This is a genomic window from Streptomyces sp. NPDC102467 (genome assembly GCF_044765445.1).
Lineage (GTDB): Bacteria > Actinomycetota > Actinomycetes > Streptomycetales > Streptomycetaceae > Streptomyces.
The window spans coordinates 548,062-562,245 of record NZ_JBIWKA010000001.1 but is presented as its reverse complement, the minus strand read 5'-3'; the positions used below and the strand labels follow the sequence as shown (position 1 = coordinate 562,245).

Here is a 14,184-nt window from a genome sequence, read left to right as displayed (position 1 = left end):
CGACGAAAACGGATCATGCCTGACCTGACACAGCCGATGCGGGACCTGATCGACTCGACGGAGCGGACGGACGCCCCGCGCATTCCCGAGCCCGTCCGGGACTTCATCGAGAAGATCACGTTCGCCACTCCCGAGGAGATCCTTCCGGCGCTGCGCGGCGCGCTGGCAGAGGACTGGATGGCCATGCCGGTCTGGGCCCGCAACCTCGCCTTCCGGCTGGCCTGCCTGCAGCGGCCCGACGACGCGGAGCTGCTGCGGGAGGCGGCGGCCGACCTGCTCTCCTTCGGCCCCGACTGGGACGCGCACGCGGAGGAGCTCAAGGAGCGGGCCGCCCGCCTGGACGGCTGAACCGGCGGCCGGTGCGCGACAATCACGTCGTGAAGAGCGAAGACATCCCCTTTGTCGGTGGGCCCCTCGACGGGCGGACGCTGCCCGTTCTGGTGACCGCCACCGGCAATCCGCCCAAGGTGTACAAGGTGCCCGTGCCCGATCAGGGCGGCGGGCCCGACACCGTGCTCGTGTACGTGCGTGAGCCCGTGCCCGACGGGAAGGCCGTGCGGCTCGTGCAGAAGTGGCGGTACGCGTTCGTGCCCGGCGGGAAGGTGGAGCGGAGCGTGAAGTGGCCGTGGTCGAAGAAGGGCGACGCCGGGACGTAAAGGCGGCTCGCCGGGGGGCCACCGGAGGAGTGGTGGGGTTGGGCCGAACCGCGCAGTCCCCGGTGTGAACAAGGTGTCTGTCTGTTGATGTTCACGGTGCGGGGCACGGATGCTGACCCCGCACCGGAGGTGATGAGGTGTCAGGCAGGCTGGTGCGGTGGGTGTGCACGGCGGCCGTCGCGGGGCTGCTGCTCGCCCCGGGTCCGGCGGGCGCGGTGCCCGAGCCGGGGCCTGGCGGGGAGAAGTCCGTCGCCGGGCTGCTGACGGATCTTCAGACGCTGTACCAGGAGGCCGAGGAGGCCACCGAGACGTACAACGCGACGGAGGAGAAGCTCAAGAAGCGCCGCGCGGAGGCCGAGTCCCTGGCCGAGAAGCTGGCCGCGGCGCGCGGCTCGCTGCACGGCAGCCGCCTCGCCGCGGGGCGCCTCGCGCGGGAGCAGTACCAGGGGCGCAGCGAGATCGGCCCGTACGTACGGCTGCTGCTCGCCCGCGATCCGCAGCACGCGCTCGACCAGGGCCGGGTGCTCCTGCGGGCCGCCAAGGAGCAGGAGGCCACCGTCGACCGGCTGGTCGGCGACGAGAAGAAGGCCGACGGTCTCGCCACGACGGCGCGGGCCGCCCTCGACCAGCAGCTGCAGCTCGCGGCGGACCAGAAGAAGGAACGGGACGCCGTACGGAAACGGCTGAAGGGCGTCGAGGAACTGCTCGCCTCTCTCACGTCCGACCAGCTCACCGCGGTGTCCCGGCTGGAGGGCGCCGGGGTGGCCGACGCGCAGCGGTCGTTCATGGCGTCGGGGGCGCTCAGCTCGGTCCGCAGGGCACCGTCGAAGGCGGGCCGCGCCGCGCTCGCGTACGCGGTACGGCAGATCGGGAAGCCGTACGTGTGGGGCGCGGAGGGCCCCGGGGCCTTCGACTGCTCCGGGCTCACGTCACAGGCCTGGGCGCACGCGGGGCGGGTGATTCCGCGGACCTCGCAGGAGCAGTGGGCCACGCTCCGGCGAGTGCCGCTGTCCCGGCTGCGGCCCGGTGACCTCGTCGTGTACTTCCCCGGGGCCACGCACGTCGCGATGTACCTCGGCGACGGGATGGTGGTGCAGGCGCCGCGGCCGGGGGCGCGCGTGAAGGTCTCACCCATCGCGGCGAATCCCCTGCTGGGGGCTGTGCGGCCGGATCCCGGGGCCGGGTCGATGCGTGGATACCGGGCGCCGAAGCTGCCGCGCGGGGCCAGGTCCGGGGGCGACGCGGGGTACGGCTCTGCCGGGGCGCCGGGAAGCTAGCGGGTCCGGGGTGAAGGTCACGGGGCTCCGCCCCGGACCCCGCTGCTCAATCGCCGCAGGGGCTGGAAATGCTCGGCCCTGGGCCCAGATGTTCAAGTGCCGCAGGGGCTTGAAATGCTCCGGCCCGGGCCCAGATGTTCAAGTGCCGCAGGGGCTTGAAATGCTCCGGCCCGGGCCCAGATGTCCAAGCGTTCGCAGGGGCTTGAAATGCTCCGCCCTGAGCCCAGATGTTCAAGTGCCGCAGGGGCTGGAAATGGCTAACCCAGGGATGCCAGGTACGCGTTCGTCTTCTCCGGCTCGTAGAAGAAGTTCTCGAAGTCCGCCGGGTTGTTGAAGCCGTTCGCGAAGCGGTCCGCGACCGGCTGGAGCTGCCCGCCCGCGCCGATCAGGTTGAGGACGTGCTCCGGCGGGGGACCGAGCATCGCGTTCGTCCACTTCGTGACGTGCTGGGCGGTGTCCCAGTACCGGTCGAACGCGGACTGCATCCAGTCCTCGTCGAACGGCTTGTCGCCGTGCTCGACGATCGCGGCGAGGTAGGAGGCCGCGCACTTGGACGCCGAGTTGGAGCCCTGCCCGGTGATCGGGTCGTTGGCGACGACCACGTCGGCGACACCGAGGACCGCGCCGCCGCCGGGCAGCCGGCCGATGGGGTTGCGGACCGTGGGGGCGTAGCGGCCGGCCAGCGTGCCGTTGGCGTCGGTCAGTTCGACCTTCGTGGCGCGCGCGTACTCCCAGGGCACGAACTTCTCCATCAGCTCCAGGGTCAGCGCCAGGTGCTCGGAGGGGTCCTTGACGCCCCTGAACGCGTCGAGCGGCCCGCCGGGGACGCCCTCCCAGAAGAGGATGTCGGCGCGGCCGGTCGTCGTCAGCGTGGGCATGATGAAGAGCTCGCCGACGCCGGGCACCAGGTTGCAGCGGACCGCGTCGAAGTCGGGGTGCTCGGGGCGCACGCCCAGGCCGTGCACGTAGGCGACGGCGAGGGCCCGCTGCGGTTCGCTGTACGGGGAGCGGGAGGCGTCGCGGCCGAACATCGAGACCAGTTCGCCCTTGCCCGCGGAGACCAGTACGAGATCGTACGTACGCGAGAAGTAGTCCAGGTCGGAGACGGCCGCGCCGTGGATGACGAGCTGGCCGCCGCGCTGCGCGAACGTCTCCATCCAGCCGGCCATCTTCACGCGCTGGTCGACGGACTGGGCGAAACCGTCGAGCTTGCCGACCCAGTCGATCGCGCGCTGCGAGGGGCCCGGGTCGAAGGAGCCGGGGGCGGCGACGGAGACGCCGAGGCCCTCTATCCGCGGGGCCTGCGACTCCCAGAAGTTGAGCTGGAGGTCGCGTTCGTGCTGGAGCGCGGTGTGGAACATGCACTGCGTCGACATGACCCGGCCGGAGCGGATCTCGTCGGCGGTGCGGTTGGACATCAGGGTGACCTCGTAGCCGTGGGACTGCAGTCCCAGGGCCAGCTGGAGACCGGACTGGCCGGCCCCGACGACGAGTATCTTCCGCGACATACGGCTGCCTCTAACTAATAACTGATCACTGGCGTAAAGGGGTTATTCGGGGGTGACGTCCAGGGCGTGGCCGACCAGGGCGAGCAGTGTCTCGATCGCCGATATCCGGCGGCGCGCGTCCATGACCAGCACGGGTACGTGCGGCGGCACCGTCAGGGCGTCGCGCACGTCGGCCGCCTCGAACTCCTCCGACCCGTCGAAGTGGTTGACAGCCACGACGTACGGCAGTCCGCAGCTCTCGAAGTAGTCGAGGGCGGGGAAGCAGTCCGGCAGCCGGCGGGTGTCGGCGAGGACGACGGCGCCGATCGCGCCGCGCACCAGGTCGTCCCACATGAACCAGAACCGCTGCTGGCCCGGCGTGCCGAACAGGTACAGGACCAGGTCGTCGTCGAGCGTGATGCGGCCGAAGTCCATGGCCACGGTCGTGGTCGACTTGCCGGGCGTCGCTGTGAGGTCGTCGGTCTCCTCGCTCGCCTCGGTCATCAGCGCCTCCGTCTGGAGGGGCTCGATCTCCGAGACGGCGGTGACCAGGGTCGTCTTGCCGACGCCGAAGCCGCCCGCCACCACGATCTTCGTGGCGATGGGGGCCCGGGTGCGGTCCGTCTGCCAGGCCTGCAACTGCTCCTCTTCACCCGGGAGTTCGGCGAAGAGGTCAGAGACGGCGGAGTCCACTCAGCACCCTTTCCAGGAGCGCGCGGTCCGGCTGTCCAGGGCCGTGACCGGTTCCGTACACGCGGATCTTTCCCTGGTCGGCGAGGTCGCTCAGCAGTACGCGGACCACGCCCAGGGGCATCTTGAGGAGCGCGGCGATCTCGGCGACCGTGCGCATGCGGCGGCACAGCTCGACGATCGCCCGCATTTCCGGCATCACACCGGCGAGCGTGCCTTTCCCTATTTCCAGGCGCTCGTCGGGCCCTTCGATGGCGGCGGTGCTCGCGATGAACGTCTCCACGAGCAGCACGTGCCCGAAGCGGGTGCGGCCGCCGGTCAGGGAGTAGGGGCGGACGCGGGCGGGTTTGCGATCGCCGCCGCGGACGGGAAGTTTCGGAGTGGTCACCGGGGGCTCTCCATCGACTGGCGCAGTTCGCTGCGGAGTTCGGGCGTCAGGACGTGCCCGGCGCGGCCGACGAAGAGCGCCATGTGGTACGCGACGACGCTCATGTCGCAGTCCGGGGTGGCGTGCACGCCGAGCAGGGAGCCGTCGCTGATGGACATGACGAAGAGGCTGCCCTCCTCCATCGCGACCACGGTCTGCTTGACGCCGCCGCCGTCCATCAGCTTGGCGGCGCCGATGGTGAGGCTGCCGATGCCCGACACGATGGTGGCCAGGTCGGCGCTGGAGCCCTTGGGTCCGCCGCTGTGGTCGGCAGGGGCCTCGGTGTTCCTCCCGGGGTCGGAGGAGAGCAGGAGCAGTCCGTCGGACGAGACGACAGCGACGGAGAGAAGCCCTGGTACCTCCTCTACGAGATTGGTCAGCAGCCAGTGCAGATTGCGTGCTTCGGTGCTGAGCGCGGGGTTGTTGAGTGCAGGGGTGGGCGCAGTCAACTGCTTGCCTCCTCGGCGGTGTCCCCCTTGGCTTCTCCACTACGTTCCTGAGCTCCGGCCTTGGTCATGGCCGTACCGTCCGTGCTGTCTGTGTTGTCCGTGCTGTCTGCGTTGTCTGGGGTGTCTGGGGTGCCCGCGTTGTCTCCGAGCTCCGCCTCCACGTCGCGCCGGCCCTCCGTGGCACCGCGGTGGAAGCCGCCGAGCCTACGCCGCAGCGCGTCCGCGTCGACGGCACCGGCGCGCAGCTTCGGAGCGGCCGCGGGCGCGCTCACCTTCGGGGTGCGCTTGGGCAGGCCCTTGTCGGTGACGCGCTCCCACTGGGGGGCGCGCTGCGCCGGGACCTCGGCGACGGGCTCCACGGCGGGCTCCGCTATGTCCCGCACGGGCGCCGGCTCTGCGGGGCTCTCGTCCGGGGTGCGCTCGTGGGTGTCCGGCTCGCGGGCGACCGGCTCGTCGGGCGGCAGCGGGGCGATGAGCTCCATCGTGGTCTCGGACTCGGACGGCTCGGGTGCGGAGGGCTCGGGCGCGGGCCCGGTTTCTGCCTCTGCCTCAGCCTCTGCCTCGCGTACGGCCTGCTCGGCGGCCTCGATGAGCGGGTCCGCCTCGATGAGCGGGTCCGCGGCGTCCGGGTCGGGGGCGGGCGCCTGGTCCGCCGATCGGCCGCCCAGCACGTTGGAGTTGGCCTCGGCCTCGGAACCCGGCAGATGCACGGCGGGGGCCCCGCCCGGCACCGGGACCGGCGGCGGCGCCGCGACGGCGGGCGCGGCGGCGAGCAGCGCGGTGGGCAGTACGACGACGGCCGCGATGCCCCCCTGCTTCTGCTCCCGCAGGCGGACCCGCACGCCGTGCCGCGCCGCGAGCCGCGCGACGACGTACAGACCGAGCCCGAGCCCCTCGGCGTCCTCCGGGTCGTGGGCCTGCTCGGCGGCGAAGGAGGAGAGGCGTCCGTTCAGCTCCCGCATCCTGTCCTCGGCCATGCCGATGCCCTCGTCCTGGACGGAGAGCATGACCTCGCCGTTCTCCAGGAGCCAGGCGGAGACCTCGACGGCGGCGTCCGGCGGGGAGAACGACGTCGCGTTCTCCAGGAGTTCGGCCACGAGGTGGCTGAGGTCGTCGGCGGCGAACCCGGCGATGTGGGCGTGCGGCGGCAGTGCGGCGATCCGGACCCGCTCGTAGCGCTCGATCTCCGAGACGGCGGCGCGCAGGACGTCGACGAGCGGCACGGAACCGGCGTGCTGCTGCCCGTGGTCCGCTCCGGCGAGGACCAGCAGGTTCTCGCTGTGCCGCCGCATGACGGTCGCGAAGTGGTCCAGCTTGAAGAGCGTGGCGAGCCGCTCGGGGTCCTGCTCGCGGTCCTCGAGGCCTTCGATCACGCCGAGCTGCCGCTCGACGAGGCCGAGCGTGCGCAGCGCGAGGTTCACGAAGGTGCCGTGGATGGAGTTCTTGACGCGCGCCAACTGTTCGCTCGCGTCCGCGAGTTCGGCGCGCAGGGCGTCGCGGTCGTCGGCCATGCGCTGCCGCTCGCCGATGAGGTGTTTGCGGTCGGACTCCAGGGTGGACTGCCGCTCGTGGAGTGCGACGGCGTGCGCGTGCAGGGCGTTGACCGAGCGGACGACCTGGGCGAACTCGTCGTTGCGCCCGGTGAACTTGACGGGCTCCTCGGTCGCCGGGGCGTCGGCGATCCGGGCCGATCCGATGCGGAGCACGGCGAGCGGCCGGGTCAGCGAACGGGCCGCGCCCATGGCGACGCCGACGGCCGCGAGAAGGCAGACGCCCAGCAGCGCGATCCGGATCTCGAGGCCGTTGACGTCGTCGTCACGCAGCCGCTCCAGGCTCTTGACGCGCCGGTCCCCGAGCGCGGACTCGGCGCCCCGCATCGAGTCGATCCGGGCGGTCAGCGCGGCGTCGACGCTCTTGCTGCTGTAGGCGAGCTCGTCGTCGGAGAGCGTCGGGGCGTCGGTCAGCCGGGTCAGGTACTTGTCGGCCTTCGTGACGTCGGGCCCGGTGACGGTGGAGTCGTACGCGGCCACGGACGCGGCCGGTGCGGAGTCGCGGAAGTCGTCCAGGGCGGCCTGCTCGCGCACCCGGGCCTGCTGGGCGGCGGCGCTGAGCTCGTCGCGCTGTTTCCCGTCGGCGGAGTTCTCGTTCAAAACGGTGCTCGGCAGGCCGGTGACGGGGTCGAGGGTGGTGGTGGTGGTGGACGTCGACTTCGGTACGGCGTACACGGCGAGCAGCAGGCCGCGGGCGGCGGAGGCCTGGTCGACGGCGCGGTCGAGGTCGGCGAGGGCGTGCGCGCCGGAGCCCGCGCGGGGCGGTGTCGCGTCGGCCAGCTCCTCGGCGAGCCGGTGCAGTTCGGTGATGGCCTTGGAGTACGCGGTGTGCGCCTCCAGGGCGGAGCCCTTGCCGGTGAGGGCGGCGCGCCGCACCGCGGCGACGTCGTCGACGGTGCGGCGCAGCGATCCGGTCGCGTCGACGCGCAGTTCGTCCACCTGTCGGTCGACGCGGGCGCTGCGTGCCTCGCTCAGCCCCCGCCCCTTGGGACGTCCGGCGGCGATGTAGGCACTGACCTCGTCGCGTTCGTCGGCGAGCGCGTGCGACAGCGTGAGGGTCCGCTGGGTGCGCTCCGCGTCGTCGACGAGGCCCTGGGACTCGCCGACCCGTTCCGAGGCGGCCATGACGGCCGGGGCGCCGGCCCCGACGATGGCGGCGGCCACGACGGCGACGGCGATGATCAGCCGGTTCCGCACCCGGGCCCGCTTGCCCTTTCCGGCGCTCTTTCCGGAGCTCTCTCCTGCGTCTTTGCCGGCACCTTTTCCGGCACCTTTTCCGGCGCCGCTCTCGTCACCGTTCCCGACGGAGTCCGGCCGGGGGGTACCCGAACCCTCCGCGTTCAACGCCACCGATTCCAAGCCACCCGCACCATCCGGCCCACCCATCCCACTGGCCTCGTTACTGCCGGAGGTGTTCCGCACCTGGTGCTCGCATTCCTGACTCGTCCTACGCATGGACCCGGTGACGGTCTGTCAACAATTGGGCCCCTCTGGCATGGCCCCTGACCCTTCCAGTGCCGGTGAGCAGGGGGCGTACATCACCTTGCCCGCCACCCGAAGGAGTGAACATCGCGCGGGAGTTGAGGAGCAAGTTCCCTCGTCGCGGATGCCGCTCGGGCACGGCGTGCCGGTTGGACGTCGTTCACAGGCTTTGGCAAGATGCCCCGCCACGCCTCACCGGAGTTGATCATTCCGCCCCAAAACAGGCGTCCGACCTGCTGGTACAGGCCAACCCGCGCAGACCGGCCGGTCCCGTGAAGACCTCATGCAGACTGGCCGAATGCGCATCGAACTGACCACCGAACCCGGTGACCCCGGCCGCCCGAACGAGGACTACGCGTCGGTCGCGGTTCCGGCCTGCGGACAGGGTGGAACGCTGGTCGTCCTCGACGGCGTCACGCCGCCGCCCGCCGAGGTCGGCTGCCTGCACTCCGTTCCCTGGTTCACCGCCCGCCTCGGGGGCGCGCTGGCCGAACTGTCCGCTTCACGCCGGGATATGACCTTGCGTGACATCCTCGCGGCGGCGATCGCCCGCACGGCCGACGCCCACCGTGCGACCTGTGACCTTTCTCACCCGCGCACTCCACAGGCAACCGTCGTCCTCGCCCGCTGGGACGCGGAGCACGTCGAACATCTGGTGCTCTCCGACTCGGCGCTGCTCGCGGAGGCGCCGGACGGCTCGGTGACGGCTCTGCTCGACGACCGCCTCGACCGGGTCCCGCGTGCCTCCTTGGTCTCGGACGCGGTGGCCGACGCGACCGTACGCAACAAGGAGGGCGGCTTCTTCACGGCGGCCGCCGACCCCACGGTGGCGACCCGCGCCGTGACCGGCACGCTCCCCCGCACCGAGGTCCGGGCACTCGCCGCGCTGACCGACGGGGTGACGCGCTGGGTGGAGAAGTTCCAGGAGGGCGACTGGGCCGAGCTGTTCACGCTCGTACGCAAGGAGGGGGCGGAGGCGGTGGTGGCCCGGGTCCGCGCCCTGGAGCGGGCGGACGCGCAGGCCCGTACGTATCTGCGCCGCAGCAAGACCCACGACGACGCGACGCTGGTCTACGCGGAGCTGTGACGGAACTCAGCCCCCTCCGGCAACACTCAAGCCCCTCCGGCGATTGAGGAGCGGGGTCCGGGGCGGAGCCCCGAGGCAGTGAGCCCAGCGGGCGCCCGCTACTCCGCCCCGGCGTTCAACTGATGCAGCAGCCGGGCCAGTTCAGCGACCTCCAGCCGATCCCACCCGGCCAGCTGCCGCACGTACCGCATGCGCCGAGCCTCCCGCACCTGACTGAAGTCGGCGCGCCCCCGCTCGGTGAGGGAGATGAGCCAGGCCCGCCCGTCGGCCGGGTCGGGCTCCCTGGCGACGAAGCCGAGCTCCTCCAGGGCGCGCAACTGGCGGCTCATCGTCGCCTTGCCGACACCGATGTACGCGGCGAGTTCGGTGGCCCGCTGCGCCCCGCACTCCTCCAGGCGCACGAGCAGCCCGTACGCGGCCGGCTCCAGATCGGGGTGGACCTCGCGGGCCATCTCGCCGGAGGAGGCCCGGGCGCGGCGCAGGAAAACCGTCAACTCCCGTTCCAGGGCGAGGAATTCGTGGTCCACACCAGTCGGCGCGGCCGCGGAATTCGCGTCACGTTCGGCGGTCCGCCGCTCGCCGTTCCCGTCTTCGTGCACGTCAGCACCCATGGTCAGAGTTTCCCCGGGTTTCCCTGTTCTGAAAGTTTTCGCCAAACGCCGCTATTACCGCAGCTCCGTCAGTATTTCGCAGGAGTAGACCAACGGCAGCATCCAGGACCCCTTCCCTCCCCCAGGTCTACATGCGTAGCGTCATGCATGGCATGTCCACACCAGCACGATCACAAGCATCGCCAGAGTGACATGTCGACAGGTCGCACACCCGGCACAGGTCCCCGATCAGCGACGCGCTGATCCCCCACGAGGCCTTCATGGAGGCATGCAATGCCCGTGCACAGACCCGGAACCCCCAAGCGTAGGAGCATCGCGGCCGGCGCCCTGCTCGCCGCGCTCTCCCTTCTGTTCTCCCTGCCGAGCGCCGCGCAGGCCGCCGACGTCCCTGCCCGGGGCGAGGCCCATCTGGGCATGGGCGTGGCCGAGCACGACGGCGACACCGGCCAGGGCCCGGTCGGCAGGGTCACGCAGACCGAGGGGGTCGACGTCAGCAGCCACCAGGGCAACGTGGCCTGGTCGACGCTGTGGAGCAGCGGCGTGAAGTGGGCCTACACCAAGGCCACCGAAGGCACGTACTACACGAACCCGTACTTCGCGCAGCAGTACAACGGCTCGTACAACGTGGGCATGATCCGCGGGGCCTACCACTTCGCGACGCCGGACACCACGAACGGTGCCACCCAGGCCAACTACTTCGTCGACCACGGCGGCGGCTGGTCCAAGGACGGCAGGACGCTGCCGGGCGTGCTCGACATCGAGTGGAACCCGTACGGCGCCGCCTGCTACGGCAAGACGCAGGCCGGCATGGTGACGTGGATCCGGGACTTCGTGAACCAGTACAGGGCGCGCACCGGCCGGGACGCCGTGATCTACACGGCCACGAGCTGGTGGACCGACTGCACGGGCAACTCCGCCGCGTTCGGGTCCACCGACCCGCTGTGGATCGCCCGTTACGCCTCCACGGTGGGCGCTCTGCCGGCCGGCTGGGGCGTCCAGACGATCTGGCAGTACACGTCGTCGGGCCCGACGGTGGGCGACCACAACAAGTTCAACGGCGCCCTGGACCGGGTCCAGGCACTAGCCAACGGCTGAGCCGTTCAAGCCCGAATCCAGCCCGTCCGGCGCTTGAGGACCGGGGCCCGGGGCAAAGCCCCGTGACGGTACGCGGAGGCCCGGGCTCCCAAGGGAACCCGGGCCTCCGCCATCCGATCGCACCCGTCACGCCGCGACCGGAACCTCCAGCCCCGCCGAAGCCGGAGCAAGCGCCAGCTCCAGAACCTGCCGCACATCTGTCACCGGATGCACATCCAGCTTCTCCAGCACCTCGGCCGGCACATCGTCCAGGTCGGCCTCGTTGCGCTTCGGGATGATCACCGTGGTGATCCCGGCCCGATGCGCGGCGAGCAGCTTCTGCTTCAGGCCGCCGATGGGCAGCACCCGCCCGGTCAGTGACACCTCCCCGGTCATCGCCACATCCGTACGGACCAGACGGCCGCTCAGCAGCGAGGCGAGGGCGGTCGTCATGGTGACGCCCGCGCTCGGCCCGTCCTTGGGCACGGCCCCTGCCGGGAAGTGGATGTGCGCGCCGCGCTCCTTCAAGTCGCCGACGGGCAGCTCCAGTTCGGCGCCGTGCGAGCGCAGGAAGGAGAGCGCGATCTGGGCCGATTCCTTCATGACGTCGCCCAGCTGACCGGTGAGGGTCAGTCCGGACGCGCCGGTCTCCGGGTCGGCGAGGGACGCCTCCACGTAGAGCACGTCACCACCGGCGCCGGTCACGGCGAGCCCGGTCGCGACGCCCGGCACCGCGGTGCGCCGCTCGGCCGGGTCCTGCGCCGACTCGGGCACGTGGTGCGGCCGCCCGATGAGCGCCCGCAGGTCGGCGTCGGTCACCGTGAACGGCAGCTTCCGCTCGCCCAGTTCGTGCTGCGCCGCGACCTTGCGGAGCAGCCGGCCGACGGAGCGCTCCAGGTTCCGGACGCCCGCTTCGCGGGTGTACTCGCCCGCGAGCCTGCGCAGCGCGCTCTCGTCGAGGGTGACCTCGTCCTTCTCCAGGCCGGCCCGCTCCAGCTGGCGCGGGAGCAGGTGGTCGCGGGCGATGACGACCTTCTCGTCCTCGGTGTAGCCGTCGAGCCGCACCAGTTCCATCCGGTCGAGCAGCGCCTCGGGGATGGCTTCGAGGACGTTCGCCGTGGCCAGGAACACCACATCGCTCAGGTCGAGTTCGACTTCGAGGTAGTGGTCGCGGAAGGTGTGGTTCTGCGCCGGGTCGAGGACTTCGAGCAGGGCCGCGGCGGGGTCGCCGCGGAAGTCGGAGCCGACCTTGTCGATCTCGTCGAGCAGGACCACCGGGTTCATCGACCCGGCCTCCTTGATCGCCCGCACGATGCGGCCCGGCAGGGCGCCCACGTACGTACGACGGTGGCCGCGGATCTCCGCCTCGTCGCGCACGCCGCCGAGGGCGACGCGGACGAACTTGCGGCCCATCGCGTGGGCCACGGACTCGCCGAGCGAGGTCTTGCCGACGCCGGGCGGGCCGACGAGGGCGAGCACGGCGCCGCCGCGCCGGCCGCCGACGACACCGAGGCCGCGGTCGGAGCGCCGCTTGCGCACGGCCAGGTACTCGGTGATGCGCTCCTTCACGTCCTGAAGGCCCGCGTGCTCGGCGTCGAGGATCTGCTGGGCGCCTTTGATGTCGTACTCGTCCTCGGTCCGCTCGGTCCACGGCAGTTCGAGGACGGTGTCGAGCCAGGTGCGGATCCAGGATCCCTCGGGGGACTGGTCGCTGGACCGCTCCAGCTTCTCGACCTCCTTGAGCGCGGCCTCGCGGACCTTCTCGGGCAGGTCGGCGGCCTCGACGCGGGCGCGGTAGTCGTCGGACTCCTCGCCCTCCGCCTCGCCGTTGAGGTCGCGCAGTTCCTTGCGGACCGCGTCGAGCTGGCGGCGCAGCAGGAACTCGCGCTGCTGCTTGTCGACGCCTTCCTGTACGTCCTTGGCGATCGACTCGGCGACGTCCTGCTCGGCGAGGTGCTCGCGCAGGTGCTCGGTGGCGAGCTTGAGGCGGGCGACCGGGTCGGCGGTCTCCAGGAGTTCGACCTTCTGGTCGGTGGTGAGGAAGGGCGAGTACCCGGAGTTGTCGGCGAGGGTGGACACGTCGTCAATTTGCTGGACGCGGTCCACGACCTGCCAGGCGCCGCGCTTCTTCAGCCAGTTCGTGGCGAGCGCCTTGTACTCCTTGACCAGCTCGGTGACGGCGCCCGGCAGGGGCTCGGGCACCTCCTCCTCGACGGTCAGGCCCTCGACCCACAGGGCGGCGCCGGGCCCGGTGGTGCCCGCGCCGATCCGCACGCGGCCACGGCCGCGGATCAGGGCGCCGGGGTCGCCGTCGGCGAGGCGTCCCACCTGCTCGACGGTGCCGAGCACCCCCGTGTTCGCGTACGTGCCGTCGATCCGCGGAACAAGCAGCACCTTCGGCTTGCTGTCCCCACTGGACCGGGCGTCGGCCTGTGCGGCTTCCACCGCGGCGCGTACGTCGGTGTCGTTCAGGTCCAGGGGCACCACCATGCCGGGCAGCACGACCTCGTCGTCGAGCGGCAGCACGGGCAAGGTGAGCGATGTGGACGTCGAGGTCATGATCTCCCCTTTGGCAGTGAAGTTGAGCTATGTCGACTCAATGCACGGGCGCCTCCGAATGTTCCCCGCCGCGCGTTCGCTCTGAGCGATCACGTCTGTCGCTGCCGGAATCGCGCTGAGTAAGGTTCGCATGCCGATAAGAACCATTACGGACTGGGGAGCGCGCGCATGGCGGGGGACGATTTCGTACGAGCCTGGGTCGACGGCTGGACCGTCTCGCGCGGGGCCGCTCCCCCGCTCGTCGAACCCTGGGGATACACGGTCCATGTGGGCCTGCCCGAGCAGCCCGGCCGCCATGTGCTCGGCGCCACGAACGACGGTGTGCGCGAGGACGACGTCCGCAAGGTCGCCGGGTCGACGCGCGCCCGCGCCTTCCACCTCAAGGTCTTCGCCGACCCGGAGCGGGTGCTGCCGTGGCTCGGTCCCGAGTGGCAGCCGTACGGTTCGGGCGACTTCCTGATGACGACGGAGCTGACGCCCGCCGCCGCGCCGGAGGCCCCGCCCGGCTACCGGCTGCACGCCTGGAGCCGCGGCGGCGTCACCCGGGTCCTGCTCACCGACGCGGACGGGGCGTTCGCCGCGCGCGGGCAGACCGCCGCGACCGGCGCGAGCGCGGTCGTCGACCAGATCGAGACGTCGGAGCTCCACCGCCGCAAGGGCCTCGGCAGGGTGGTCATGGGCACGCTGCAGGAAGCGGCCCGCGCCCGGGGAGCCACCCGCGCCGTCCTCGCCTGCACCCCCGAGGGACGCCTCCTGTACGAGGCGGTGGGCTGGCGGATCGTGGCGCCGCTGACGAACGCGAAGCACCTGGGAGCGGTCGAAGCGGCGGCCTGAG

Annotated in this window: 13 protein-coding genes; 6 read left to right on the top strand and 7 right to left on the bottom strand. The window is 71.4% G+C overall.

The features are described 5' to 3' along the window. Positions 1–15 precede the first annotated feature (15 nt). The 3 genes from ACIREE_RS02515 (at position 16) to ACIREE_RS02505 (ending at position 1,933) form a co-directional block, all read left to right on the top strand. Positions 16–348, top strand: coding sequence for a hypothetical protein (locus tag ACIREE_RS02515; RefSeq protein WP_404145076.1), 333 nt, complete (start codon positions 16–18; stop codon positions 346–348). Positions 349–377: 29 nt separating this feature from the next. After that, positions 378–656 carry a hypothetical protein gene (locus tag ACIREE_RS02510; protein WP_404145074.1) on the top strand — a complete coding sequence of 93 codons (279 nt, stop codon included), beginning with the start codon at positions 378–380 and terminating at the stop codon, positions 654–656. A gap of 137 nt (positions 657–793) precedes the next feature. Beyond that, positions 794–1,933 (top strand): NlpC/P60 family protein, encoded by a 1,140-nt coding sequence (locus ACIREE_RS02505; protein ID WP_404145072.1) that lies wholly within the window; start codon positions 794–796, stop codon positions 1,931–1,933. 257 nt (positions 1,934–2,190) lie between these two features. On the opposite strand, the gene ACIREE_RS02500 is transcribed toward ACIREE_RS02505, so the two are convergent. From ACIREE_RS02500 to ACIREE_RS02480, 5 genes are read right to left on the bottom strand one after another with little or no spacing between them, the layout of a single operon-like run. After that, positions 2,191–3,441, bottom strand: a complete 1,251-nt coding sequence (locus ACIREE_RS02500; RefSeq protein WP_404145070.1) for a styrene monooxygenase/indole monooxygenase family protein — start codon at positions 3,439–3,441, stop codon at positions 2,191–2,193. A 42-nt stretch (positions 3,442–3,483) separates the two neighbouring features. Then, the gene (locus ACIREE_RS02495) at positions 3,484–4,113 is read right to left on the bottom strand and encodes a GTP-binding protein (protein ID WP_404145068.1); all 630 of its coding nucleotides are present in this window, start codon (positions 4,111–4,113) and stop codon (positions 3,484–3,486) included. Continuing rightward, a complete protein-coding gene (locus ACIREE_RS02490) occupies positions 4,094–4,498 on the bottom strand; it encodes a DUF742 domain-containing protein (RefSeq protein WP_404145066.1) in 405 nt (134 codons plus the stop codon). The genes ACIREE_RS02495 and ACIREE_RS02490 overlap by 20 nt, the downstream gene beginning before the upstream one ends. After that, the gene (locus ACIREE_RS02485; RefSeq protein ID WP_404145064.1) at positions 4,495–4,986 is read right to left on the bottom strand and encodes a roadblock/LC7 domain-containing protein; all 492 of its coding nucleotides are present in this window, start codon (positions 4,984–4,986) and stop codon (positions 4,495–4,497) included. The genes ACIREE_RS02490 and ACIREE_RS02485 overlap by 4 nt, the downstream gene beginning before the upstream one ends. Further along, complete coding sequence (locus tag ACIREE_RS02480) at positions 4,983–7,733, bottom strand: nitrate- and nitrite sensing domain-containing protein (RefSeq protein ID WP_404145063.1); 2,751 nt, start codon at positions 7,731–7,733, stop codon at positions 4,983–4,985. The genes ACIREE_RS02485 and ACIREE_RS02480 overlap by 4 nt, the downstream gene beginning before the upstream one ends. Positions 7,734–8,316: 583 nt before the next feature. Here ACIREE_RS02480 and ACIREE_RS02475 point away from each other — a divergent pair. Beyond that, positions 8,317–9,105 carry a protein phosphatase 2C domain-containing protein gene (locus ACIREE_RS02475; protein WP_404145062.1) on the top strand — a complete coding sequence of 263 codons (789 nt, stop codon included), beginning with the start codon at positions 8,317–8,319 and terminating at the stop codon, positions 9,103–9,105. A 98-nt stretch (positions 9,106–9,203) separates the two neighbouring features. Here ACIREE_RS02475 and ACIREE_RS02470 read toward each other — a convergent pair whose 3' ends face one another. Continuing rightward, on the bottom strand, positions 9,204–9,704 hold the full coding sequence (locus ACIREE_RS02470; protein ID WP_404145337.1) for a MarR family winged helix-turn-helix transcriptional regulator: 501 nt from the start codon (positions 9,702–9,704) through the stop codon (positions 9,204–9,206). Between the two features lie 285 nt (positions 9,705–9,989). Between ACIREE_RS02470 and ACIREE_RS02465 the strand changes: the two genes are divergently transcribed. Then, positions 9,990–10,811 carry a lysozyme gene (locus tag ACIREE_RS02465; protein ID WP_404145060.1) on the top strand — a complete coding sequence of 274 codons (822 nt, stop codon included), beginning with the start codon at positions 9,990–9,992 and terminating at the stop codon, positions 10,809–10,811. A 126-nt stretch (positions 10,812–10,937) separates the two neighbouring features. On the opposite strand, the gene lon is transcribed toward ACIREE_RS02465, so the two are convergent. Continuing rightward, a complete protein-coding gene (lon, locus tag ACIREE_RS02460) occupies positions 10,938–13,349 on the bottom strand; it encodes an endopeptidase La (protein ID WP_404145059.1) in 2,412 nt (803 codons plus the stop codon). 168 nt (positions 13,350–13,517) lie between these two features. On the opposite strand from lon, the gene ACIREE_RS02455 reads away from it, so the two are divergent. Beyond that, positions 13,518–14,183 (top strand): GNAT family N-acetyltransferase, encoded by a 666-nt coding sequence (locus ACIREE_RS02455; RefSeq protein ID WP_404145057.1) that lies wholly within the window; start codon positions 13,518–13,520, stop codon positions 14,181–14,183. Position 14,184: the final 1 nt, after the last annotated feature.

Coding starts and splice junctions, on each gene's coding strand:
- ACIREE_RS02515 (WP_404145076.1), top strand. CDS start 16: ATGCCTGACCTGACACAGCCGATGCGGGACCTGATCGACTCGACGGAG.
- ACIREE_RS02500 (WP_404145070.1), bottom strand. CDS start 3,441: ATGTCGCGGAAGATACTCGTCGTCGGGGCCGGCCAGTCCGGTCTCCAG.
- ACIREE_RS02475 (WP_404145062.1), top strand. CDS start 8,317: ATGCGCATCGAACTGACCACCGAACCCGGTGACCCCGGCCGCCCGAAC.
- ACIREE_RS02465 (WP_404145060.1), top strand. CDS start 9,990: ATGCCCGTGCACAGACCCGGAACCCCCAAGCGTAGGAGCATCGCGGCC.
- lon (WP_404145059.1), bottom strand. CDS start 13,349: ATGACCTCGACGTCCACATCGCTCACCTTGCCCGTGCTGCCGCTCGAC.
- ACIREE_RS02455 (WP_404145057.1), top strand. CDS start 13,518: ATGGCGGGGGACGATTTCGTACGAGCCTGGGTCGACGGCTGGACCGTC.